Annotated in this window: 14 protein-coding genes; 5 read left to right on the top strand and 9 right to left on the bottom strand. The window is 71.3% G+C overall.

Annotation, left to right across the window (positions count from 1 at the left end):
- The coding region (locus tag ACIRR9_RS54705; protein ID WP_403769202.1) for a maltotransferase domain-containing protein at window positions 1-1088 on the bottom strand (1088 nt) is incomplete at its 3' end.
- Window positions 1089-1351: 263 nt separating this feature from the next.
- Window positions 1352-2554 (bottom strand): S8 family peptidase, encoded by a 1203-nt coding sequence (locus tag ACIRR9_RS54700; protein ID WP_403769199.1) that lies wholly within the window; start codon window positions 2552-2554, stop codon window positions 1352-1354.
- A gap of 197 nt (window positions 2555-2751) precedes the next feature.
- Between ACIRR9_RS54700 and ACIRR9_RS54695 the strand changes: the two genes are divergently transcribed.
- The gene (locus ACIRR9_RS54695) at window positions 2752-5376 is read left to right on the top strand and encodes a glycosyltransferase family 1 protein (RefSeq protein ID WP_403769197.1); all 2625 of its coding nucleotides are present in this window, start codon (window positions 2752-2754) and stop codon (window positions 5374-5376) included.
- Between the two features lie 40 nt (window positions 5377-5416).
- Here the strand turns inward: ACIRR9_RS54695 and ACIRR9_RS54690 are convergent, their stop codons facing one another.
- The 7 genes from ACIRR9_RS54690 to ACIRR9_RS54660 form a co-directional block, all read right to left on the bottom strand.
- Window positions 5417-5929: a DUF1990 family protein gene (locus ACIRR9_RS54690; RefSeq protein WP_403769194.1), complete on the bottom strand. Its 513-nt coding sequence runs from the start codon at window positions 5927-5929 to the stop codon at window positions 5417-5419.
- Between the two features lie 72 nt (window positions 5930-6001).
- Window positions 6002-7651 carry a M4 family metallopeptidase gene (locus tag ACIRR9_RS54685; protein ID WP_403769191.1) on the bottom strand — a complete coding sequence of 550 codons (1650 nt, stop codon included), beginning with the start codon at window positions 7649-7651 and terminating at the stop codon, window positions 6002-6004.
- 251 nt (window positions 7652-7902) lie between these two features.
- A complete protein-coding gene (locus ACIRR9_RS54680; protein WP_403769189.1) occupies window positions 7903-9939 on the bottom strand; it encodes a M4 family metallopeptidase in 2037 nt (678 codons plus the stop codon).
- A 300-nt stretch (window positions 9940-10239) separates the two neighbouring features.
- Window positions 10240-11982, bottom strand: coding sequence for an ABC transporter ATP-binding protein (locus ACIRR9_RS54675; protein ID WP_403769186.1), 1743 nt, complete (start codon window positions 11980-11982; stop codon window positions 10240-10242).
- Complete coding sequence (locus tag ACIRR9_RS54670; protein ID WP_403769183.1) at window positions 11979-13763, bottom strand: ABC transporter transmembrane domain-containing protein; 1785 nt, start codon at window positions 13761-13763, stop codon at window positions 11979-11981. The genes ACIRR9_RS54675 and ACIRR9_RS54670 overlap by 4 nt, the downstream gene beginning before the upstream one ends.
- A 21-nt stretch (window positions 13764-13784) precedes the next feature.
- Window positions 13785-15650 (bottom strand): ABC transporter ATP-binding protein, encoded by a 1866-nt coding sequence (locus tag ACIRR9_RS54665; protein ID WP_403769180.1) that lies wholly within the window; start codon window positions 15648-15650, stop codon window positions 13785-13787.
- Window positions 15647-17527: an ABC transporter ATP-binding protein gene (locus ACIRR9_RS54660; protein ID WP_403769177.1), complete on the bottom strand. Its 1881-nt coding sequence runs from the start codon at window positions 17525-17527 to the stop codon at window positions 15647-15649. Before ACIRR9_RS54660 ends, ACIRR9_RS54665 begins: the two co-directional genes overlap by 4 nt.
- 218 nt (window positions 17528-17745) lie before the next feature.
- On the opposite strand from ACIRR9_RS54660, the gene ACIRR9_RS54655 reads away from it, so the two are divergent.
- The 4 genes from ACIRR9_RS54655 to ACIRR9_RS54640 are packed head-to-tail and all read left to right on the top strand — an operon-like array spanning window position 17746 to window position 21310.
- Window positions 17746-18654 (top strand): ABC transporter ATP-binding protein, encoded by a 909-nt coding sequence (locus tag ACIRR9_RS54655; RefSeq protein ID WP_403769174.1) that lies wholly within the window; start codon window positions 17746-17748, stop codon window positions 18652-18654.
- Window positions 18651-19385: an ABC transporter permease gene (locus tag ACIRR9_RS54650; protein ID WP_403769171.1), complete on the top strand. Its 735-nt coding sequence runs from the start codon at window positions 18651-18653 to the stop codon at window positions 19383-19385. Before ACIRR9_RS54655 ends, ACIRR9_RS54650 begins: the two co-directional genes overlap by 4 nt.
- A 25-nt stretch (window positions 19386-19410) precedes the next feature.
- Entirely contained in the window at window positions 19411-20661 is a 1251-nt protein-coding gene (locus tag ACIRR9_RS54645; protein WP_403769169.1) for a sensor histidine kinase, read from the top strand.
- A complete protein-coding gene (locus ACIRR9_RS54640) occupies window positions 20651-21310 on the top strand; it encodes a response regulator (RefSeq protein WP_403769166.1) in 660 nt (219 codons plus the stop codon). Before ACIRR9_RS54645 ends, ACIRR9_RS54640 begins: the two co-directional genes overlap by 11 nt.
- The last annotated feature ends 765 nt before the right edge of the window (window positions 21311-22075 follow it).

The raw sequence follows: 22075 nt of genomic DNA, 5'->3' as shown, positions 1-22075 counted from the left end.
GCGTAGGCGATGGTGCCGTCCGGCCGGTGGTGGAACCACTCGGGATGCTTCTCCACCCAGGGGTGGTCCGGCGAGCACTGCAGCGCGAAGTCCAGGGCGACTTCGAGGCCGAGCCCCTTCGCCTGCTCCACGAACCACTGGAAGTCCTCGACGGTGCCCAGGTCCGGATGGACCGCGTCGTGCCCGCCCTCGGGGGAGCCGATGGCCCAGGGCACGCCCACGTCGTCCGGCCCCGGGGCCAGGGTGTTGTTGCGGCCCTTGCGGAACGTGGTCCCGATCGGATGGATCGGCGGGAGGTAGACGACGTCGAAGCCCATGTCGGCGATCGGCTTCAGCCGCCGGGCGGCTGTCCGGAAAGTGCCGTGCGGCCGCTCGGGCGTGCCCTCGGAACGCGGGAAGAACTCGTACCAGGAGCCGTACAGGGCCCGTTCGCGCTCCACGAGGAGCGGCAGCGGCTCGGAGGCGGTGACCAGTTCCCGGAGCGGGTAGCGGGCCAGGACCTTGTCGACCGCGGGGGTGAGGGCGGCGGCCAGCCGCCAGGGGGCGGGCCGGTCCTCGTCACGGAGGGCTTCCACGGCGGCCAGCAGGACCTCCCGCTTCCCGCGCTTGGGTATGGCGGCGGCCGCCCGCTCGTAGAGCCGTGCGCCCTCCTCCAGGACCAGATCCGTGTCGATGCCGGCCGGGATCTTGATCTGTGCGTGATGGCGCCAGGTGGCGACCGGATCCCCCCAGGCCTCGACCTGATAGGTCCAACGGCCCGGTTTCCCGTCGACGGTGACGGTGGCGCCCCAGCGGTCGGTGCCCGGGGCGAGCTCCCGCATCGGGGTCCAGGGGCCCGGGCGGCCCTTCGGGTCCTTCAGTACGACATTGGCGGCGACGGCGTCATGGCCCTCGCGGAAGACGGTGGCGGTGACCTCGAACGACTCCCCGGTCACCGCTTTGGCGGGCCGGCGCCCCTGCTGGATCAGAGGGCGGACATCGAGGACGGGGATGCGGCCGACGGCGGTGGCCTCGTCCGCGGGGGGTGTGGCGCCGGGCGACGTGCTGCGCCGTGTCGTGGGTGCTGACGTGTGGTGCGTGGCGGGCATGACCGCTCCTGTCCGCGGCAACGAGGGTGTGGGCGGATGGGTGGTGGGGAGGTGTCCTGCGGGGGATTCCTGCGGGTGATCCTGCGGATGGGTCCAAGGATGCATCTGTGGTGTGTCCGTGGGGTGTACCGGAGGAGCCTTCCCACCCTATTCGGGTGGGCAATCCGGCACTTTGTTAACTACTCAGCCGTATGTCTACGCACAAGACCGGCCCCGTTCCGCGCGAACGGGGCCGGTGGCGTGATCGCATACCAGAAACCGCTTTACGACTCCGGCACCCGCAGGAGTCTGTCGGGCGAGCCGGGCCCCGCATCGGACACCTTCCCGCTCGCCGCGCCCGCAATCAGCGCCTTGGCGACCTGGGCCGGGCCGGCCTTCGGGTGGCCGGCGAGATAGAGCGCGGCGGCGCCCGCCACGTGCGGTGCCGCCATCGACGTACCCGAGCAGGTCGCCTTGGCGGTGTCGCTCGCGTTCCAGTCCGAGGTGATCGCCACGCCCGGGGCGAACAGGTCGACCGCGGAACCGAAGTCGGAGAAGGCCGCGCGGGTGTCGGTGCGGTCCGTGGCGCCGACGGTGAGGGCCTGCGGTACGTCGGCCGGTGAGTAGCCGGCGGCGGGGCGGTCGTCGTTGCCGGCCGCGACCGTGTAGGTCACCCCGGACCTGATCGAGTTCCGTACGGCGGTGTCGAGTTGGACGCTGTGGTAGCCGCCCAGGCTGAGGTTGGCGACCGCCGGCCCGCGCGCGTGCGCGGTGACCCAGTCGATACCGGCGATGACCTGGGTGGTGGTCCCCGCCCCGGAGTCGTCCAGGACCCGTACGGAGACGATCCTGGCCTGCTTGGCGACGCCGTACTTCGTGCCCGCGATGATGCCGGCGACATGGGTGCCGTGGCCGTTGCCGTCGTCCGCGTTCCGGTCGCCGTCGACGAAGTCCCAGCCGTAGCTCGCCCGGCCGCCGAAGTCGCGGTGGCTGATGCGGACGCCGGTGTCGATCACGTAGACGGTGACGCCCGCGCCCGCCGACTGCGGCCAGGTGTAGGCCTTGTCGAGCGGCAGAGCCGCCTGGTCGACGCGGTCCAGGCCCCAGGACGGCGGGTTCTTCTGGGTGCGTTCCAGGCGGACACGGCTGTCCTGGACGACGGAGTCGACCCGGGAGTCGGCGGCAAGGCGTCTGGCCTGTGCAGCGCTTGCTCTGACGGCGTAGCCGTTCAGCACACTGTCGTAAGTATGGCTGATTTTCGCCCCATAGCGGGTGATGATCCCCTTCCCGGCCGTCGACGGCCCCTTGATGCCTTCCTTGAGCGTCACCAGATAACTTCCGCCGACCGAGCCGGGCCGGCCGGCACCGAGTACGGTCCCCTCCGATACGGCGTGCGCGGGCAGGGTGGCCGACGACAGCACCGCGGCCGTGACGACCGCGGTCAAGCCCCCCGCCAGACGCAGACGCCGGGTATGCGTCCGTGACATGGCTGTGAGTCCCCCTCCTCAGCTCAGAAGGGCAGCGTCTCGTGCGCGGCCGGGTCCCACAAGGAGGCGTGACGGCAACCGGCCCGTCCGGGGCGGCAGCCCCCGTAGGCACCCCCGACACCGGTACCGTCGTGACAGACGTGAGCCGCACACCGCCGTACGGCTCCCACGCGAACGCGAAACGCCCGAGGTGGAATGTGAAGGCGATCCGTCGGTTCACCGTCCGTCCCGTTCTCCCCGAACCCCTGCGCCCGCTCAGCGACCTGGCCCGCAATCTGCGCTGGTCCTGGCACACCGAGACACGTGATCTCTTCCAGGCCGTCGACCCCGAGCGCTGGGCCGCCTGCGAGGGCGACCCGGTGCGGCTGCTCGGCAGCGTGCCCCCGGCACGGCTCGCCGAACTGGCCGGCGACCGTCGTTTCCTGCGCCGTCTGACCGCGGTCGCCGACGATCTCGGCGACTATGTGACCGGCGACCGCTGGTACCAGTCGCGGCCCGAGTCCGCCGGACTCCCGGCCGCCGTCGCCTACTTCTCACCCGAGTTCGGCATCACGGCCGCCCTGCCCCAGTACTCCGGCGGTCTCGGCATCCTGGCCGGCGACCATCTCAAGTCGGCCAGCGACCTCGGCGTACCGCTGATCGGGGTCGGCCTGCTGTACCGGCACGGCTACTTCCGGCAGACCCTGTCCCGGGACGGCTGGCAGCAGGAGCACTATCCCGTCCTCGACCCCAACGAACTCCCCGTGGTGCTGCTGAAGGAGGCCGACGGCACCCCGGCGCACGTCTCCCTCGCGCTGCCCGGCGGGCGGCTGCTGCGCGCCCGGATCTGGCTGGCCCAGGTGGGCCGGGTGCCGCTGCTGATGCTGGACTCCGACGTGGAGGAGAACGACCTCGGCGAACGCGGGGTCACCGACCGGCTCTACGGCGGCGGCAGCGAACACCGGCTGCTCCAGGAGATGCTGCTGGGGATAGGAGGGGTGCGCGCCGTACGGACGTACTGCCGTCTCACCGGCCACCCCGAGCCGGAGGTCTTCCACACCAACGAGGGGCACGCCGGCTTCCTCGGCCTGGAGCGGATCGCCGAACTCGCCGCCAGCGGGCTGGACTTCGACGCGGCCCTGGAAGCGGTCCGGGCGGGCACCGTCTTCACCACCCACACCCCCGTCCCGGCCGGTATCGACCGCTTCGACCGCGAGCTGGTCGCCCGCCACTTCGGTGCCGACGCCGAACTCCCCGGCATCGACGTCGGACACATCCTGCGGCTCGGCATGGAGACCTACCCCGGCGGCGAGCCCAACCTCTTCAACATGGCCGTGATGGGGCTGCGGCTCGCCCAGCGCGCCAACGGGGTCTCGCTGCTGCACGGCAACGTCAGCCGGGAGATGTTCGCCGGGCTGTGGCCGGGATTCGACCCCGACGAGGTGCCGATCACCTCCGTGACGAACGGGGTGCACGCCCCGACCTGGGTGGCCCCGGAGGTGGTGCGGCTGGGCGCCCGGCAGCTCGGTGACCGCCGAACCGAGGACGCGCTGACCGTCGGCGGGGCCGAGCGCTGGGACGCGGTCGCCGACGTCGCCGACCAGGAGATCTGGGATCTGCGCCGCGATCTGCGCGAACAGCTGGTGCTGGAGGTGCGGGAGAGGCTGCGCGCGTCCTGGCGGCAACGGGGCTCCGGGACGGCCGAGTTGGGCTGGATCGACCAGGCCCTCGACCCGGACGTCCTCACCATCGGATTCGCCCGCCGGGTCCCCTCGTACAAGCGCCTCACGCTGATGCTGCGCGACCGCGACCGGCTGATGGACCTGCTGCTCCACCCCGAGCGCCCGATCCAGATCGTGGTGGCCGGAAAGGCGCATCCGGCGGACGACGGCGGCAAGCGGCTGGTGCAGGAACTGGTCCGGTTCACCGACGACCCGAGGGTGCGCCGGCGCATCGTCTTCCTGCCCGACTACGGCATGGCGATGGCGCAGAAGCTGCTGCCGGGTTGCGACATCTGGCTGAACAACCCCCTTCGCCCGCTGGAGGCGTGCGGGACGAGCGGGATGAAGGCGGCGCTGAACGGCGGCCTCAACCTCTCGGTCCTGGACGGCTGGTGGGACGAATGGTTCCAGCCGGACTTCGGCTGGGCGATCCCCACGGCGGACGGCGCCGGTACCGACCCCGACCGCCGTGACGACATCGAGGCGGCCGCCCTCTACGACCTCCTCGAACAACGCGTCACCCCCCGCTTCTACGAGCGCGGCCGGACCGGACTGCCCGACCGCTGGATCGAGATGGTCCGCCAGACCCTCACCCTCCTCGGTCCCAAGGTGCTGGCCGGCCGGATGGTCCGCGAGTACGTGGAGCGCCTCTACACCCCCGCGGCCCACGCCCACCGGGTCATGACCCCCGACGCGGCCCGTGAACTGTCCGCCTGGAAGAACAGGGTGCGGGCGGCCTGGCACGGTGTGACCGTCGACCACGTGGCGACCACGGCCGCGACGGCCACCGCCGAACTGGGCACCACCCTCGCCCTGCGCGTCCGCGTCCGCCTGGGCGACCTCGGCCCCGACGACGTGGAGGTGCAGGCCGTCTCCGGCCGCGTCGACCCGGAGGACCGCATCACGGACGCGGCGACGGTCCCGCTGAAGCCGACCGGAGGCCCCGACCTGGAGGGCCACTGGACCTACGAAGGCCCCCTCTCCCTGGACCGCACCGGCCCCTACGGCTACACGGTCCGCATCCTCCCCTCCCACCGGCTCCTCGCCTCGGGAGCCGAGCTGGGCCTGGTGACAGCCCCTTCGGCGGGAGCGGCGGACGGGGCCGGGGTACTGATGCGCTGACCCGTGCTGCGGGGCGAGGCAGCCGGCCTCGCTCCGTCGGTCAGTCCTCGGAGAGCCCCGCGCACAGGCGTCGCAGTACCGCTCCGCAGCGGCGGGCGTATGCGTGCTGGAGGCCGCGGGTGGCCGGGCCGGCTGCTCGGGCGTACCACTTGGCGGCCCTGCTGAACGCCGCGACCGTCAGCCATACCGTGCCGTCGCCCGTGCGGTCGACCACGAAGGCCTCCTCGCCGGATTCGGGGTGGCCGGTGAGGGTGCCGTAGGCCCAGCCCGCGCGGCGGGGTTCCTCGACGGCCCAGACGATGCGGCAGGGGGCCTTGATGAGACCGGCCAGGGTGACCGTGACATCGACGTCGGGGGCCGCGCGGTCGGCGCCGGCGTCGATGCCCACGCCCAGGGCGCGGTGCAGTTCCCAGGTGAGGACCGCCTCGGCGGCCCGGCGGAAGACCTCCTGGCCCTCGCCTATGCGCGTGCGTACATACAGGGGGTGGAAGCCCGGCGGGCAGGCGGCGAGGTTCTCGCGAGTCGCGCCCACCGCGTCGTACGTGAAGGACATGGGAGACAAGGGTAGGGCGGGCCCCCGGGAGGTCGCGCTCCCGGGGGCCCGCCCGCACACTGTGCTAGCGCGTCACGAGGTGACGTTGACCGCGGTCCAGGCCGCCTTCACCGTCGCGTACTCGGTGCTGCTGGAGCCGTAGAGCGCGGCAGCCGCCGAGAGGGTGCCGGCGCGGGCGCCCGAGTAGTTGGTGCTGGAGGTGAAGTACTCGGTCAGCGCCTTGTACCAGATCTGCAGTGCCTTGTCCCGGCCGATGCCGGTGATGGTGGAGCTGTTCTTCGTCGGGGAGTTGTAGCTGACCCCGTTGATCGTCTTCGAGCCGCTGCCCTCGGACAGCAGGTAGAAGAAGTGGTTCGCCACACCCGACGAGTAGTGCACGTCGAGGTTGCCGACGGACGAGGACCAGTAGTCGGCGGAGCCGCCGTCCTTGCTGGGCTGGTCCATGTAGCGCAGCGGGGTGCCGTCGCCGTTGATGTTGAGCTTCTCGCCGATCAGGTAGTCACCCGGGTCGGAGGAGTTGTTGGCGTAGAACTCGACGCCCGTGCCGAAGATGTCGGAGGTCGCCTCGTTCAGGCCGCCGGACTCGCCGCTGTAGTCGAGGCCCGCGGTGTTGGCGGTCACGCCGTGGCTCATCTCGTGGCCGGCCACGTCCAGCGAGGTGAGCGGGTGGGTGTTGCTGGCACCGTCGCCGTAGGTCATGCAGAAGCAGCTGTCGTCCCAGAACGCGTTGACGTACGAGCTGCCGTAGTGGACGCGGGAGTAGGCGCCGACACCGTCGTTCTTGATGCCGCTGCGGCCGAAGGTGCTCTTGTAGAAGTCCCAGGTCTCCTGAGCGCCGTAGGCGGCGTCGGCGGCCGCGGTCACGTCGGTGGAGGAGCTGGAGGCCGCGCCCGTGCCCCAGGTGTTCGTGGTGTTGGTGAACAGGGTGCCGGTGCCGGAGCTGGTGCCGTGCTTCAGGTTGTACGTCTTGTGGCCGCCGCGGGAGGCGTCGGTCAGCGAGTACGTCGAACCCGACAGCGAGGTGGTGAGGCTGACCGTGCCGGAGTACAGCGTCTTGCCGGTGCCGGTCGCGTTCTCGATGCCCTGGTACTCGAAGAGCTTCTTGCCGGTGGCCGCGTCGGTGATGACGTGCAGCTTGTTCGGGGTGCCGTCGTCCTGGAAGCCGCCGACGATGGTCTCGTAGGCGAGGACGGGGGTGCCGGAGCCGGCCCAGATGACCTTGCGGGCGCCGTCGGCGGCCGACTTGGTGGAGCCCAGGGTCCGGGCGGCGGTGAGCGCCGTCTTCTCGGCCTTGGCGGTGGTGACCTGCGGCTTCAGCGAGGCCACCTTGATGGTCGCCTTGGTCGCCTTGGTGATGCCCTCGGTCTTGCCGGCCTTGGAGGTGTGCACGACGATGTCGCCGCCGAGCACCGGCAGGCCCGCGTAGGTGCGCTCGTAGCGCGTGTGGACCGTGCCGTCGACGTCCTTGACGACGTCCTTGACGATCAGCTTTTCCTTGGCGCCGAGGCCTATCTGCTGCGCGGTCTCGGCGACGTCCGCCTGCGCCTGGTGGATCAGGGCGATGTGGGCGGAGTTGGAGAGCGCGGCGGGTGCTGCGGTCAGCGGCTGCTTGGCGGCCGCGGAGGCGTTGGAGGTCAGACCCGTGGTGAGCAGGGCGCCGGCGGCGACAGCGGTGGCAATGGCGAGAGTGGTGCGCTTGTGACGCGCGTAGAGGGGGCTCACTCAAGCTCCTTCATGGTGTGGGGAGTCCGGGCGGAGTGGGGTTACCTGCCCGGCTGTGGTGATGTGAAGTTGCTGTGCTGTGCGGCGGGTGAAGGAAGAGTGACATCAAGGTCGCGTACATGTCAGGACCCTGAAGTGATGTTGGCCGAAAAACAGGTGTTGGGTGAACGTTGCGGCCATGTAACAAGGGCGCCGCCCGGGGGAGTCGGACCCCCGGACGGCGCCCGTCGTTCATGCCGCTGTCCTGCGGTTTACGGGAATGTCAGCTTCCAGCCGTTGATCGTTCCGACGTCCTGCGCGGCCTGGTCCTGGACCTTCAGAGTCCACGTTCCATTGGCCGATTCCGACGAGGCGTTGACCGTGTAGGTATCGGTCACGTTGTCCGCCGAGTCCGACGAGCTGAAGTTCTTCAGGCGGTACGACGTCCCGGACGGACCGACGAGATCGACCACCAGGTCGCCGCGCCAGGTGTGGGTGATGTTCGGCGTCACCTGGAGGTTGTTCGGCGCGTTCCCGGTCCGGCCGGAGACCGTGATCGACGAGGTGACGGCCGGCCCGTTGTCCGGGATCGCCACGGCGGTGTTGCTCTCGTACGAGGTGCCCGTACCGCCGCCACCACCGCTGGAGCGCGAGCCGACCGCGACGGCCGCCCAGGCGTCCTGCACCGCCTTGTACTCGGTGCTGGTGGTGCCGTACAGCTCGCCCGCCGCCGCGAGGGTGCCGGTGCGGGCGCTCGCGTAGTTGGTGGTCGAGGTGAACTTGGTGGTGAGCGCCCGGTACCAGATCTGCAGCGCCTTGTCCCGGCCGATACCGGTGACCGGAAGTCCATCCGCGGTGGGCGAGTTGTAGCTGACGCCGTTGATGACCTTGGCGCCGCTGCCCTCGCTCAGCAGGTAGAAGAAGTGGTTCGCGGGACCGGACGAGTAGTGCACGTCCAGGCCGCCGAGCCCCGAGTACCAGCTGTCCTTGGACGAGCCGTCCTTGCTGGGCTTGTCCATGTAGCGCAGCGGGGTGCCGTCACCGTTGATGTTGATCTTCTCGCCGATGAGGTAGTCGCCGACGTCGGTGGAGTTGTTGGCGTAGAACTCCACGCCGGTGCCCATGATGTCGGAGGTCGCCTCGTTCAACCCGCCGGACTCACCGGAGTAGTTGAGACCGGCCGTGTTCGAGGTGACGCCGTGGCTCATCTCGTGGCCGGCCACGTCGAGGGCGGTCAGCGGGTCCGCGTTGCCGGAGCCGTCGCCGTACGTCATGCAGAAGCAGCTGTCGTCCCAGAACGCGTTCACGTACGAGTTGCCGTAGTGGACACGGGAGTAGGCGCCGACACCGTTGTTCTTGATGCCGCTGCGGCCGAAGGTGTTCTTGTAGAAGTCCCAGGTCTCGGCGGCCCCGTAGTGCGCGTCGGCGCCCGCGGTCGCGGCGTTCGACGTGGTGCTGTTGCCCCAGGTGTTGCTCGACTGCGAGAACAGCGTGCCGGTGCCCGAGGTGCCGTGGTTCAGGTTGTACGTCTTGTGGCCGCCGCGGTCGCCGTCGGTCAGGTTGTACGTCGAGCCCGACTGGGTCGTGGTCAGCGGGACCGAGCCGCTGTACTGGGTGTTGCCGGTGCCCGTCGCGGTGTCGATGCCCTGGTACTCGAAGAGCTTCTTGCCGGTGGCCGCGTCGGTGACGACGTGCAGCTGGTTGGGCGTGCCGTCGTCCTGGAAGCCGCCGACGATCGTCTCGTAGGCGAGGACGGGGGTGCCGGAGCCGGCCCAGATCACCTTGCGGGCGCCGTCGGCGGCCGACTTGGTGGAACCCAGCGCCTTGGCGGCCGACAGCGCTGTCTTCTCGGCCTTGCCCGCGGTGACCCGGGGCGTGAGCGAGGCGACCTTCAGCGTGGCGTTGTTCGCCTTGATGACACGCTCGGTGGCGCCCGACTTCGCGGTGTCCACGACCAGGTCGCCGCCGAGGACGGGCAGGCCCGCGTAGGTGCGCTCGTAGCGGGTGTGCAGCGTGCCGTCGGCGTCCTTGACGATGTCCTTGACGACCAGCTTCTCCTGGGCGCCGAGGCCTATCGCCCTGGCGGTGGCGGCCCGTTCGGTGCTCGCGTCGCGGAGCAGTTCGGCGCGCTGCGAGGCCGAGAGGCTGACGGCCCGGTGGGCGCTGTTCACCTTGCCGGTCTGCGGCTTGGCGGGGGTGGCGCTGGCGGCGCCGGACTGGACTGCGGCGGCGATCAGGGCGGCGACGCCGGCGAGGGCCACTACTGCGGTGCGGTGGGGGGTGCGTCTGCGAGAGGAACTGCTTCTCAACACTGACTCCTTCTGCATGGCCGCGGGTCACACGGCCAGGGGAGATCCGGGCCGCGGGTGGGCGGTCCGGGCAGAACAGGCGGAACGCGGAACCACATGCGCGTGCAGTGCCGGACTCGGCAGCGGTGGGGTGATCCTGTGGGGTTGCTGTGAGTCGGCCGTGGGAAGAGTGGCAGCAGAAAACGTCGTCTGTCAGGACCGCGTCAGGAACTTGGCCGGAAATCGTTCGTTGTCCGGATGTTCATGTTCGGTATGCGGAGCGTTGAGGAGAGGCAGGGCCGCATCGAGCAGGGGCGGAGCTCAGGGGGCCTTGTCGCCGTGCCAGGTCGACCACAGCGCCGCGTAGGCTCCGCCCGCCGCCACCAGGTCCTCGTGCGTGCCGAGTTCGGTGAGGAGGCCGTTCTCCATCACGGCCACCCGGTCGGCGTCGTGCGCGGTGTGCAGACGGTGGGCGATGGCGATCACCGTACGGCCCTCCAGTACGGCGGCCAGGGCGCGCTCGGTGTGCCGGGCGGTCGTCGGGTCCAGCAGCGCGGTCGCCTCGTCCAGGATCAGGGTGTGCGGATCCGCCAGCACGACCCGCGCCAGGGCGAGTTGCTGGGCCTGGGAGCCGTCCGTGGCACAACCGCCGCTGCCGAGGCGGGTGTCGAGGCCCTCGGGGAGGCCGCGCACCCATGCGTCGGCGCCGACGGCCGTCAGCGCCGCCCACAGGTCCTCGTCCCGCGCGGCCGGTTCGGCGATCAGGAGGTTGTCCCGGACCGTACCCAGGAAGACATGGTGCTCCTGGGTGACGAGGACCACCTGACGGCGCAGCCGCTCCGGCTCCAGACCGGCGATCGGCACCCCGCCCACGGTCACCGTGCCCGCCCCGGGCGCGTCGACGCCCGCCAGCAGCCGGCTCAGCGTCGTCTTCCCGGCGCCGGACGGCCCCACCACCGCGAGCCGCTCCCCGGGCCGCACCGTCAGATCCACCCCGCGCAGCACCTCGCCACCGCGCTCGTACGCGTACCGCACCCCGCGCACATCGATCCGGTCGTCCGCCGGAGCCGGTGCCGCCCGGTCGGCAGCCGTCCGCGGCGCCTGCGCCAGCCCCTCCACCCGGGCGAACGAGGCACTGCTGGACTGGAGTTGCTCCACCCGCATCAGGATCTGGTCCAGCGGCTCCGAGAACTGCCGCAGATACAGCGCCGCCGACACCACCACCCCGACGCCCACATGCAGCATCCCGCCGATCAGCAGCACCCCCGCGACCGGAATGGCATACGACACCTCGATCGCCGGGAAGAACACGGTCCGCAGATACAGCGTGTAGAACCGGGCCTTCCGGTTGGCCTCCAGCGCGTCCCGGCTCGCCGCGGTCCGCTGCTCCTGCAGCCGCAACGCCTCCACGGTACGGGCCCCGCTCACCGTCGCCGTGACGATCTCCGCGACCCCGGAGGTGGTCGCGCCCTCCGTGAGATAGCCGTCCCTCGCCCGGCGCAGATACCAGCGCAGCGCGAACCAGATCGGGGTCAGCCCCAGCACCCCGAACACACCGAGCAGCGGATTCAGCGCGAACACCGCGCCCATCACGAACAGCGCCTGCACCGCGCAGACCAGCATCTCGGGCCCGGCGTCCCGAAGCGTGGTGCCGACGGTGCTCACATCGGCGGTGCCGCGTGCGGTCAGGTCGCCGGTGCCGGCCCGCTCCACCACCGACGCGGGCAGCGCCAGCGCCCGCTCCACGAACTCCTCGCGGACCCGGGCCAGCGTCCGCTCGCCGAAGCGGTGGCCGACGTAGCGGGCGGCCCGCGCGAACAGCAGCTGGGCGAGTGAGCAGAGCAGGATCCACAGGGCGAGGCGGTCCACGGCCCCGACCCCGCGGCCGGCCCGCACCGCGTCCACGATCCGGCCGACCAGCCAGGGGCCGACCAGGCCGGTCGCGGCGGCGAGCGCGTTCAGGAGCAGGGCGGCGGCGAAGGCCCTGCGGTCGGCCTTCACCAGGCGGAGGGTGGCCCGGCGTACCTCGGCCCGCCCGGCGACCGGGAGTTGACTCGTCGTCACCTTACGACCTCCTCCTCGGTGTCCCGGGCCACGAGGGCGCGGTAGCCGGGTGCGTACTCCAGCAGTTCCTCGTGCGTACCGGTCGCCGCGACCTTGCCGTCGACCAGGTAGATCACCTCGTCCACGCGGGCCAGCAGCAGGGGAGAGGTGGTGGTGACGAGGGTGGTGCGGCCGTCGCGGGCGTCGCGGAGGCGCTCCGCGACGAGGGACTCCGTGTGGGCGTCGAGGGCGGAGGTGGGCTCCACGGCGAGGAGGATCTCGGGGTCGGCGAGCAATGCCCTCACGAGCCGGATGCGTTGGCGTTGGCCGCCGGAGAGGTTGCGGGCCTGGGCGTCGATGAGGGAGTCGAGGCCGGTGGGGAGGGACTGGACGATGTCCGTCGCCGCGGCCGCGTGGAGGGCTTGGGCCGTTTGCGCGTCAGGAGGTGCCTCGCGATGTGCGGTGGCGGGTGCTGCGCCGTTGTGGCTGGTCGCGCAGTTCCCCGCGCCCCTTCGGGGCGCGTCTGCGCCTCCGGTGATGACATCGGTCAGGGAGCCTGCGAAGAGGTCGGCATCGTTGTCGGCGACGAGGATGCGGGTGCGTACTTCGGGGAGCGGTACCGCGTCCAGTCGTACGCCTCCCCATGTGGCGTCCGAGCGTGTGTAGCGGCCCAGGCGGTCGATCACCGCCGTCGTCTCCGCCGGGCCGGCGCCCACCAGCGCCGCCAGCCGGCCCGGGCGCAGCCGCACGCCGGACTCCGGATCGTGCAGCACCGAGGGCTCGTTCGGCGCCTGTTCGGTGCCGGTGTCCGGCTCCGGCTCCAGGCGCAGCAGGCGTACGACCCTGCGGGCGGCCACCACGCCCCGGCTGAGCTGGTAGCCCATGTCCAGCAGGAACGCCACCGGGCTGACCAGGACCGCGACATAGCCGTACACCGAGACCAGCTGGCCCACCGTGATGTCCCCGCGGGCCGCCATCCGGGCCGCGATCCAGGTCACCACCGCCAGGAACACCGTGGGCAGGCCCACGCCCAGGGCCTGGACCCAGCTGGCGACCGCGCCCACCCGGTAGCCCTGGGCGCGCAGGTGCTGGGAGTCCTTGCGGAAGGAGTCCGCGAACAGGCCTTTTCCGCCGAGGCCGTTGAGGACACGGAGGCCGCCCGCGAGGTCGCCGATGCGGGCCGTGAGCACGCCCTGGCCCTCCCGGTACTCGGTCTCCGTGCCCTGCAGCCGCCGGGCCAGCGGGCCCGCCACCAGGGCCACCACCGGCACGCCGAGCAGCACCACGGCGGTCAGCAGCGGCGAGACGGTCAGGAGGAGTCCGGCCACCACCGCGTACACGACCACCGCGCCCACCCCGGGGCCGACGACGGTCAGCGCCTGGGCGATGGTGTGCACGTCACTGACACCGATCGTGACGACCTCCCCGGCCCCGGCCCGGCGCGGCAGTTCGGCGCCGAGGCGTACCGAGTGCCCCACGACCGTCTTGATGGTGCGGAAGTAGGCGTCCATCCGCACCCGGGTCATGGTGCGGTGACGCATGATGCTGAGCCATGCGTTGAACGCCCCGAGGACGAAGATCGCCGCCGTCCATCCGGCCAGCACCGCCATATGGCCCGGCACCAGGCCGTCGTCCACGGCCCGCGCCATCATGTACGGCGTCCCGGCCATCAGCGTCAGCCAGGAGCTGCCCAGCAGCGCCCCGGCGAGCGACCGGCCCGGCTGGCGGCGCACCAGCCACCACAGATAGGACCAGCCGCCGCGCGTGTCGGGCGTGCCCGGATCCTCGTACGCGTCGATCACCCTGCGATCCCGTTCCCTCCGCTAGGCCAGACTGTCCCGCCACGCCCGGTGCAGGTCCGCGAACCGGCCGGTGCCTGCGATGAGTTCGGCCGGGCGGCCGTCCTCGACGATCCGGCCGTGTTCCATCACCAGCACCCGGTCGGCGATCTCCACGGTCGACAGACGGTGTGCGATCACCACCGCCGTACGGCCCTTCAGCACCGTGGTCATGGCCCGCTGCACGGCCCGTTCGCCGGGGATGTCCAGGGAGCTGGTCGCCTCGTCGAGGATCAGCACCGCCGGGTCGGCGAGCAAGGCGCGTGCGAACGCGACCAGTTGGCGCTGACCCGCCGAAATGCGCCCACCGCGCTTGCGGACGTCCGTGTCGTACCCGTCGGGCAGCGCGGCGATGAACTCGTGCGCGCCGATCGCCTTCGCCGCCTGCTCGATCTCCGCACGGGTCGCGTCCGGGCGGCCGATGGCGATGTTCTCGGCGACTGTGCCGGAGAACAGGAACGCCTCCTGGGTGACCATGACCACCCCGCGCCGCAGTTCGGGCACGGTCAGCTCGCGCAGGTCCACGCCGTCGAGGAGGACCCGGCCGTCGGACGGGTCGTAGAAACGGGCGAGGAGTTTGGCGAGGGTCGACTTGCCGGCGCCCGTGGAGCCGACGACCGCGACCGTCTGGCCGGCCGGGAGGGCGAGGCCGAAGCGGGGGAGGACCTCACCGCCGGTGCGGTAGGCGAAGCGGACGCCTTCGAAGACGACCTCGCGGCCGGGGAGTTCGGTCGCGAGCGGAGGCAGCTCCTTGGGGACCGAGGGCTCCGGCACGGACGGGGTCTGGGCCAGCAGGCCCGCGATCTTCTCCATGGACGCGGCCGCCGACTGGTAGGAGTTGAGGAACATGCCGAGGCGGTCGATCGGGTCGTAGAGCCGTCGCAGATAGAGGACGGCCGCCGCGAGGACGCCCAGTTCGAGGGAGCCGGACGCCACCCGGTAGGCGCCCCACAGCACGATCACCGCCACCGATGTGTTGGCGACCAGCCGGGAGCCGACGACATACCGCGCCATCTCCAGGAGCGCGTCGCCGTTCGTGAGCTCGTGGCGGCGGTTCAGCACGGCGAACTCGGCGTCGTTCGCGGCCTCCCGGCGGAACGCGCGCACCGGGCGGATGCCGTTCATCGTCTCCACGAACTTCACGATCACCGCCGCGATCGCCGTGGACCGCGCCTTGTACACCCGTACCGCACGCCGCTGGTACTGCCGCACCAGCAGGTACAGCGGCACGAACGAGGCCACCGCCACCGCGCCGAGCCCGAGGTCCAGCCAGAGCAGCATCGCCGAGATGTAGAGGAAGGAGAGGATGACGGTGACGAGTTCCTGAAGGCCTTCGCTCAGGAGCTCGCGGAGCGACTCGACGTCCGTGGTGGACCGCGAGATCAGGCGGCCGGACGTGTAGCGCTCGTGGAAGTCGACGCTCAGCGCCTGCGCATGGCGGAAGATACGGCCGCGCAGATCGAGGAGCACGTCCTGGTTGACGCGGGCGGAGGCCTCGATGAAGGCGTACTGGAGGCCGCCGGAGAGCAGGGCGCACCCGCCGTAGCCGACCGCCACGGCGATCAGCGGGCCGTGGTCGTGGTGACGGAACGCCGGTACGGCCCGGTCGATGGCGTACGCCACCAGGAGCGGGCCCGCCTGCACGGCCGCCTGCTGGAACAGGAGGAGCAGCGTGGTGACGGCGACCCGCGCCTTCATGGGGGCGAGGAGCGAGCGCAGGAGGGTGGCCGTGGCGCCGGGCGGGGTCGGCAGGACGTCCTGGTCGAAGGGGTCGCCGGTCGCGGCGGCGGACTTCGGCCCGGGGAGTTCGTCGTCCTCGTCGGGGGCGGGCAGGGAGGTGGCGGCGGTCATCGGCGGTGATCCTCCCCGGACATCAGATGGGCGTACTCGGCGTTGGTGCGGAGCAGTTCGTGGTGGGTGCCGACGGCGGTGATACGGCCGCCGGAGAGCAGGGCGACCCGGTCGGCGAGCAGCACGGTGGAGGGGCGGTGGGCGACGATCAGGGCGGTGGTGTCGGTGAGGACGTCGCGCAGGGCCGCCTCCACGGCGGCCTCCGTGTGCACGTCCAGGGCGGAGAGCGGGTCGTCGAGGACGAGGAAGCGGGGCCGGCCGACGACCGCCCGCGCGAGCGCGAGGCGCTGGCGCTGGCCGCCGGAGAGGCTGAGGCCCTGCTCGCCGACCTGGGTGCCGGTGCCCTGCGGGAGGGCGTGGGCGAAGCCGGCCTGCGCGACGGCGAGGGCGCGTGCCAGCTCGGGCTCGCCGGCGTTGTCGTCGGCTCCCATGAGCACGTTCTCGCCCACGGACGCGGAGAAGAGGGTGGGCTCCTCGAAGGCCATGGCGACCAGGGCGCGGAGTTCCTCGCGGGGCATGGCGGTGATGTCCGCGCCGTCGAGGGTGATCCGGCCGGAGGTCGGCTCGTGCAGGCGGGGGATGAGGGCGGTGAGGGTGGTCTTGCCGCTGCCGGTGGCGCCGACGAGGGCCATGGACTCGCCGGGGCGGATGTGGAGGTCGACGAGTTCCAGGGTCGGGGGTGAGTCGGGGGAGGCGTCCGGGTAGCGGAAGGAGACGGAGCGGAAACGGATGCCATCGTTGTCGGGTGCGGGCCGGTGGGGGCTTGTCGCGCAGTTCCCCGCGCCCCTGACGGGGCGCTGTTCATCCGCCGGTTGGAGAGCGCCCCGTAGGGGCGCGGGGAACTGCGCGGCCCGCCCCCACTCGGCCGCAGCCGAATCCGCGTCCTCCTGCAGCGCATCCCGCACCTCGAAGTACCGCTCGGTGGCAGTGGCGGCCTCCTGGCTCATCGCCAGCAGGAAGCCGATCGACTCCACCGGCCACCTCAGGGCCAGTGCCGTGGACAGGAACGCCACCAGCGTGCCCGCGCTCAGGTCGCCCTCCGCGACCTGTACCGAGCCCCAGAACAGGGCCGCGCCGATGGCCATTTCCGGGAGCGTCACGATGACGGCCCAGATCGTCGCCAGCATCCGCGCCTTGCGCAGCTCCGTGCCCCGCAGGGTGCGGACCAGTTCGCGGAAGGCGCGGGCCTGGCTGCGGTGCCTGCCGAAGCCCTTGATGATGCGGATGCCGAGCACGCTCTCCTCGACCACCGTCGTCAGGTCGCCGACCTGGTCCTGGGCGAGCCGGGCCACCTTCGCGTACCGCTTCTCGAAGATCACACACGTCCACATGACGGGGACCGCGGGGCCGAGGATGACCAGGCCCAGCGTCCAGTCCTGGGCCAGCATGATCAACACGCCGACGAGGATCGTCACCCCGTTGACCAGCAGGAAGGTCAGCGGAAAGGCGAGGAACATACGGAGCAGCATCAGGTCGGTGGTGGCCCGGGAGAGCAGCTGGCCGGAGGCCCAGCGGTCGTGGAAGGCGACCGGCAGGCGCTGCAGATGGCCGTAGAGGCCCGCCCGCATCGACGCCTCGACATGGGACAGGGGCCTGGCCACCAGCCAGCGCCGCAACCCGAAGAGCAGCGCTTCCGCGAACCCGAGCAGCAGCAGGTACAGCGCACCGAGCCAGACCCCGCCGGGGTCGCGGTCGGCCACCGGGCCGTCCACCATCCACTTCAGGACGAGCGGGATCACGAGCCCCGTACAGGAGGCGACTATCGCCACGCACGCGGCGGTGAACAGCCGCACCCGCACCGGCCGTACATACGGCCACAGGCGCAGCAGGGCACGGACGGCGGACCGTTCCTTGGTGGTTGCACGTGTCGGAGGCATCAGGGGCGAGCCTACGGATCGGCACTGACATCGCCCACCGAGTTTTGGCCGGACCGGAATCGGCCTGTAGACCTGCGACCAGCCCGTTCGAGCCGTCGTACCACCGGATCCGCCCACTGGATCCGCCAACCGGATCCGCCGTATCAACCGATCGGCTGATGCCGCTTCGAGCGGGCCGGGCGATGTGGCGGACCGGGCCCGGACGGGACCCTCGACGTATGCCAACCGTCATCGAAGTGACAGACCTGCGGAAGTCGTACGGCGGCCGGGCCGTCGTGGACGGGGTGAGTTTCGCCGTCGAGGAAGGGGAGATCTTCGGGATCCTCGGCCCGAACGGTGCCGGCAAGACCACCACGGTGGAGTGCGTGGAAGGGCTGCGGGTGCCCGACGGCGGGCGCGTCCGGGTCACCGGGCTCGACCCCGTCGCCGAGCACGAGAAGGCCGCCCGGGTCCTCGGCGCCCAGCTGCAGCAGAGCGAGCTGCAGCCCAAGCTCACCGTCCGCGAGGCCCTTGAGCTGTACGCCTCCTTCTACGACGGCCCACTCGACTGGGCGCCGCTCGCCGAGCGCCTCGGGCTCGTCGACAAGCTCGCCACCCGGTTCGGCAAGCTGTCGGGTGGACAGCAGCAACGCCTCTTCATCGCGCTCGCGTTGATCGGGAATCCGCGGGTCGTCGTCCTCGACGAGCTGACCACGGGACTCGATCCCCGCGCCCGGCGGGACACCTGGGAGCTGATCGAGGACGTCCGGGACCGCGGCGTCACCGTCCTCCTCGTCACGCACTTCATGGAGGAGGCGCAGCGGCTCTGCGACCGGATCGCGGTGATCGACAAGGGGCGGGTGGCCGCCCTGGACACCCCGGCCGGGCTGATCCGCCGCAGCGCCGGCGCCACCGTCATCAGCTTCACCCCGTCCGCCCCGCTGGACGACCAGGACCTCGGCGCCCTCCCGGCCCTCGCCTCGGTCGAGAGCAAGGACGGCCGGATCACGCTCTCCGGCACCGACGAGACCGTGAACGCCGTCATCACCCTGCTCGCCCGGCACCGCATCACCGCCCATCAGCTCCGGGTCGTGGACGCGACCCTCGACGACGCGTTCCTGGACCTCACGAAGGGGGAAACGGCATGAACACCGCCGTCCTGCGCACCGAGTTCCGCCTGTTCCGCCGTGAACCCGGCGCCGTCTTCTGGGTCTTCCTGTTCCCGACCCTGCTCCTGGTGATCCTCGGGTCCATCCCCTCGTTCCGGGACGCCGACAAGTCCCTGGGCGGGCTGCGGCCGGTCGACGCATACGTCCCCATCGCCGTACTGATCGCCCTGATCATGTCCGGTGTGCAGACGCTGCCGCAGGCGCTGACCGGCTACCGGGAGCGGGGCATCCTGCGCCGGATGCGGCTCACCCCCGTACAGCCCTCCGCGCTGCTGTCCGCGCAGATGGCCGTGCAGGGCACGGTCGCGCTGGGCTCAGCGCTGCTCGCGCTCGTCGTCGGGCGGCTCGCATTCGACGTACGACTGCCGAAGCAGCCCGGCGGCTACCTGCTGGCGCTGCTGCTCGCGGCCGCCGCCGCCCTCGCCCTCGGTTCCGTCGTCTCGGCGCTGTCCCGCACCACGAAGATCGCGAGCGCGATCGGCTCCGCGGTGTTCTTCCCGATGATGTTCTGCGCGGGCGTGTGGATCCCGGTGCGGTCGATGCCGCACGCGATGGCCCGCGTGGTCCAGCTGACCCCGTTCGGCGCGGCGGCCCGCGCCCTGGACCAGGCCGCTGCCGGAGCCTGGCCCGGCTGGGACCACCTGGGCGTGCTCGCGGCCTGGGCGGTGCTGCTCACGGTCGGGGCGGCTCGCTGGTTCCGCTGGGAGTAGGCGGCCGGCCGTGCAGACTGGGGACATGACGGGGACCGAGGTGGACAGCGATATCGACCGGCGCTGGGAGCAACTGCACACCTGGGTGCCGTACGGGTTTCTCGGCATCAGCATCGTCCTCGGGATCGCCACCGCCGATCCGCACACCGGCCCGGCGAAGTGGTACACCGCCTGGTCCCTGATCGGGGCCGGTGTCGCGCTCCAACTGTGGTGGCACGGCACGCGGTCCCGCCGTCCCGACCGCGGCCGGACGCCGACCCCGGCCGGGACGGCGTACTACGTCGTCCGCTGGGCACTCGCCTTCGTCCTCACCTGGCTCAGCCCGTTCTTCGCGTTCTACGCCGCCAGTGGCTACATGGACGCCGACGAGTTGCTGCCGCGCCGGTGGCGGCGGCTCGGACTGCTCGCGAGCGCGGTCACCGTGGCCGGCGCGCAGACCGGCGGAATGCCGTTGAGGAGCGTGATCCAGTGGCTCGTCTTCGGCGTACTGCTGTTCGCCAACTCCGCCCTCCAGATGGGGATCGCCCATCTCACCGAGCAGGAGAAACAGCGCTCCGCCGAGCGCACCGAGACCATCGCCGCCCTCCGCCAGGCCCTCGACGAGAACGCGGCCCTTCACGCCCAGCTCCTCGTCCAGGCAAGGGAGGCCGGGGTCGCCGACGAGCGCCGCCGCCTCGCCGCCGAGATCCACGACACCATCGCCCAGGGGCTGGCCGGGATCATCGCCCAGCTCCAGGTCGTCATCAACACCCCCGATCCGGCGATGGCCGAGGACCATGTGGGCCGTGCCCTGGCGCTGGCCCGGCACAGTCTGGGCGAGGCCCGCCGTTCCGTGCACAACCTGGCCCCGGTCGCGCTGGAGCACGACGGCCTCCCCGAGGCGCTGAAGAAGACGGTCGGGGAGTGGGGCGAACGGACGGGCATACGCGCCGAGTTCACCGTCACCGGTACGGCGGAGCAACTGCACGAGGAGGTCGCGGCGACCCTGCTCCGCATCGTCCAGGAGGCCCTGTCCAACGCCGCCCGGCACGCGCAGGCCTCCCGGGTCGGGGTCACCCTCTCCTACCTCGGCGAGGAGGTCATCCTCGACATCCGCGACGACGGCACCGGCTTCGACCTGCTCGCCGTGCCCGCCCGCAGCCGCGCCGGCGGCTTCGGCCTCGACGGGATGCGGGCCCGCGCCGAACGCATCGCCGGTTCGCTCACGGTGGAGTCGGAACCCGGGCTCGGCACGGCCCTGTCGGCACGCGTACCGTTGGTCCGCCATGACAGCTGACGCGACCGACCACGCCCCGATCTCCCTGCTGATCGTCGACGACCACCCCGTCGTACGCGACGGCCTGCGCGGCATGTTCGAGTCCGCGCCCGGGTTCACGGTCCTCGGCGAGGCGTCGAGCGGTGTCGAGGCCGTGGCCCTCACCGCCGCCCTCGACCCGGACGTGATCCTGATGGACCTGCGCATGCCGGGCGGCGGCGGAGTGGACGCCATCCGGGAACTGACCGGCCGCGGCGCCCGCGCCAAGGTCCTGGTCCTCACCACGTACGACACCGACTCCGACACCCTCCCCGCGATCGAGGCGGGCGCGACCGGCTACCTGCTCAAGGACGCCCCACGCGAGGAGCTCTTCACCGCCGTCCGCGCCGCCGCCCAGGGCCGTACGGTCCTCTCCCCGGCCGTCGCCTCCCGCCTCGTCTCCGCCGTCCGCGCCCCCGCCGCCCCCGGCAACGAACCGCTCTCCGCCCGCGAACGCGAGGTGCTGGCCCTGGTCGCGAGGGGCACCTCGAACCGTGAGATAGCCCGCGAACTCTTCATCAGCGAGGCCACGGTGAAGACCCATCTCACCCACCTGTACGCCAAGCTGGGCGTGAACGACCGCGCGGCGGCGGTGGCGGTGGCGTACCAGCGGGGGATTCTGGGCCACTGAGATCGAACGCGTGATGTCGGCCGGGCCGACAGGAGGCACGTCTCACCGTTTGCGGTCGGGGTTCCACTCGTAGGCCCCCGGCGCCGTGTTGATGACTTCGCTGGGCCAGGTCTGCCGCACCTGTTGCCGACGTTCTTGATGAAGCAAGAAGGCCCGGGTCTCCGACCTGGGCCTTCTCCATGGAACGGGTGACGAGAATCGAACTCACGCTCTCAGCTTGGGAAGCTGCGGGCATTTGAGGCCCTTTACATCGCTGAGCTGGGCAGACGGCTGGCAGGGGGTCTCGTCGGCGTCGGTGGCTTTCACCGTGGTTCCCCGCTGCTCCCCGCTCTATCTGGTGCGCTTGTGGTGCAGCGCCGTTGTCAGTGCTCGCCCGTACTCTTCGGAGCGTCGGGTCGGTCTGCTGTTGCTGAACGGCGACAACGCGACCAAGGGGGGTGGCCCAGAAGAGGTCCCCGAGCCACGTCGGTCCGGGACTTCGTGAAGCTCCGACACCACCCCCCTCCAAAGCCTCTGGGGGCGTGCACGCTTTCCAACTGTTCGTCCGGGGGTCCGGGCGCGTTCGTCACGGTCCTGGCCTGCGGCGCAGCCGCCTGGAGGCAGTCCTTCGGACCCAGCTGAACGCAGGCGAGTGCAACTGGAACTGCAACTGGAACTGCAACTGGCCGGGTGAGGTTCCCCCTGCCGGCCGGACAGCTTGATACTGGGACGGATGGTCCCGGAGGAAGCAGTCACAGGTAGTGAGTAGCAAGAGCAACATGAGTA

The sequence above is a fragment of the Streptomyces sp. NPDC101234 genome (assembly GCF_044767525.1).
Classification (GTDB): domain Bacteria; phylum Actinomycetota; class Actinomycetes; order Streptomycetales; family Streptomycetaceae; genus Streptomyces; species Streptomyces sasae.
This window is presented reverse-complemented; position numbering and strand designations above follow the sequence as displayed.

What these genes read in the sequence shown, in the direction of transcription:
- ACIRR9_RS54700 (WP_403769199.1), bottom strand. Translation starts at nt 2,554, where the DNA reads ATGTCACGGACGCATACCCGGCGTCTGCGTCTGGCGGGGGGCTTGACC.
- ACIRR9_RS54690 (WP_403769194.1), bottom strand. Translation starts at nt 5,929, where the DNA reads ATGTCCTTCACGTACGACGCGGTGGGCGCGACTCGCGAGAACCTCGCC.
- ACIRR9_RS54665 (WP_403769180.1), bottom strand. Translation starts at nt 15,650, where the DNA reads ATGACCGCCGCCACCTCCCTGCCCGCCCCCGACGAGGACGACGAACTC.
- ACIRR9_RS54660 (WP_403769177.1), bottom strand. Translation starts at nt 17,527, where the DNA reads ATGCCTCCGACACGTGCAACCACCAAGGAACGGTCCGCCGTCCGTGCC.
- ACIRR9_RS54655 (WP_403769174.1), top strand. Translation starts at nt 17,746, where the DNA reads ATGCCAACCGTCATCGAAGTGACAGACCTGCGGAAGTCGTACGGCGGC.
- ACIRR9_RS54650 (WP_403769171.1), top strand. Translation starts at nt 18,651, where the DNA reads ATGAACACCGCCGTCCTGCGCACCGAGTTCCGCCTGTTCCGCCGTGAA.
- ACIRR9_RS54645 (WP_403769169.1), top strand. Translation starts at nt 19,411, where the DNA reads ATGACGGGGACCGAGGTGGACAGCGATATCGACCGGCGCTGGGAGCAA.
- ACIRR9_RS54640 (WP_403769166.1), top strand. Translation starts at nt 20,651, where the DNA reads ATGACAGCTGACGCGACCGACCACGCCCCGATCTCCCTGCTGATCGTC.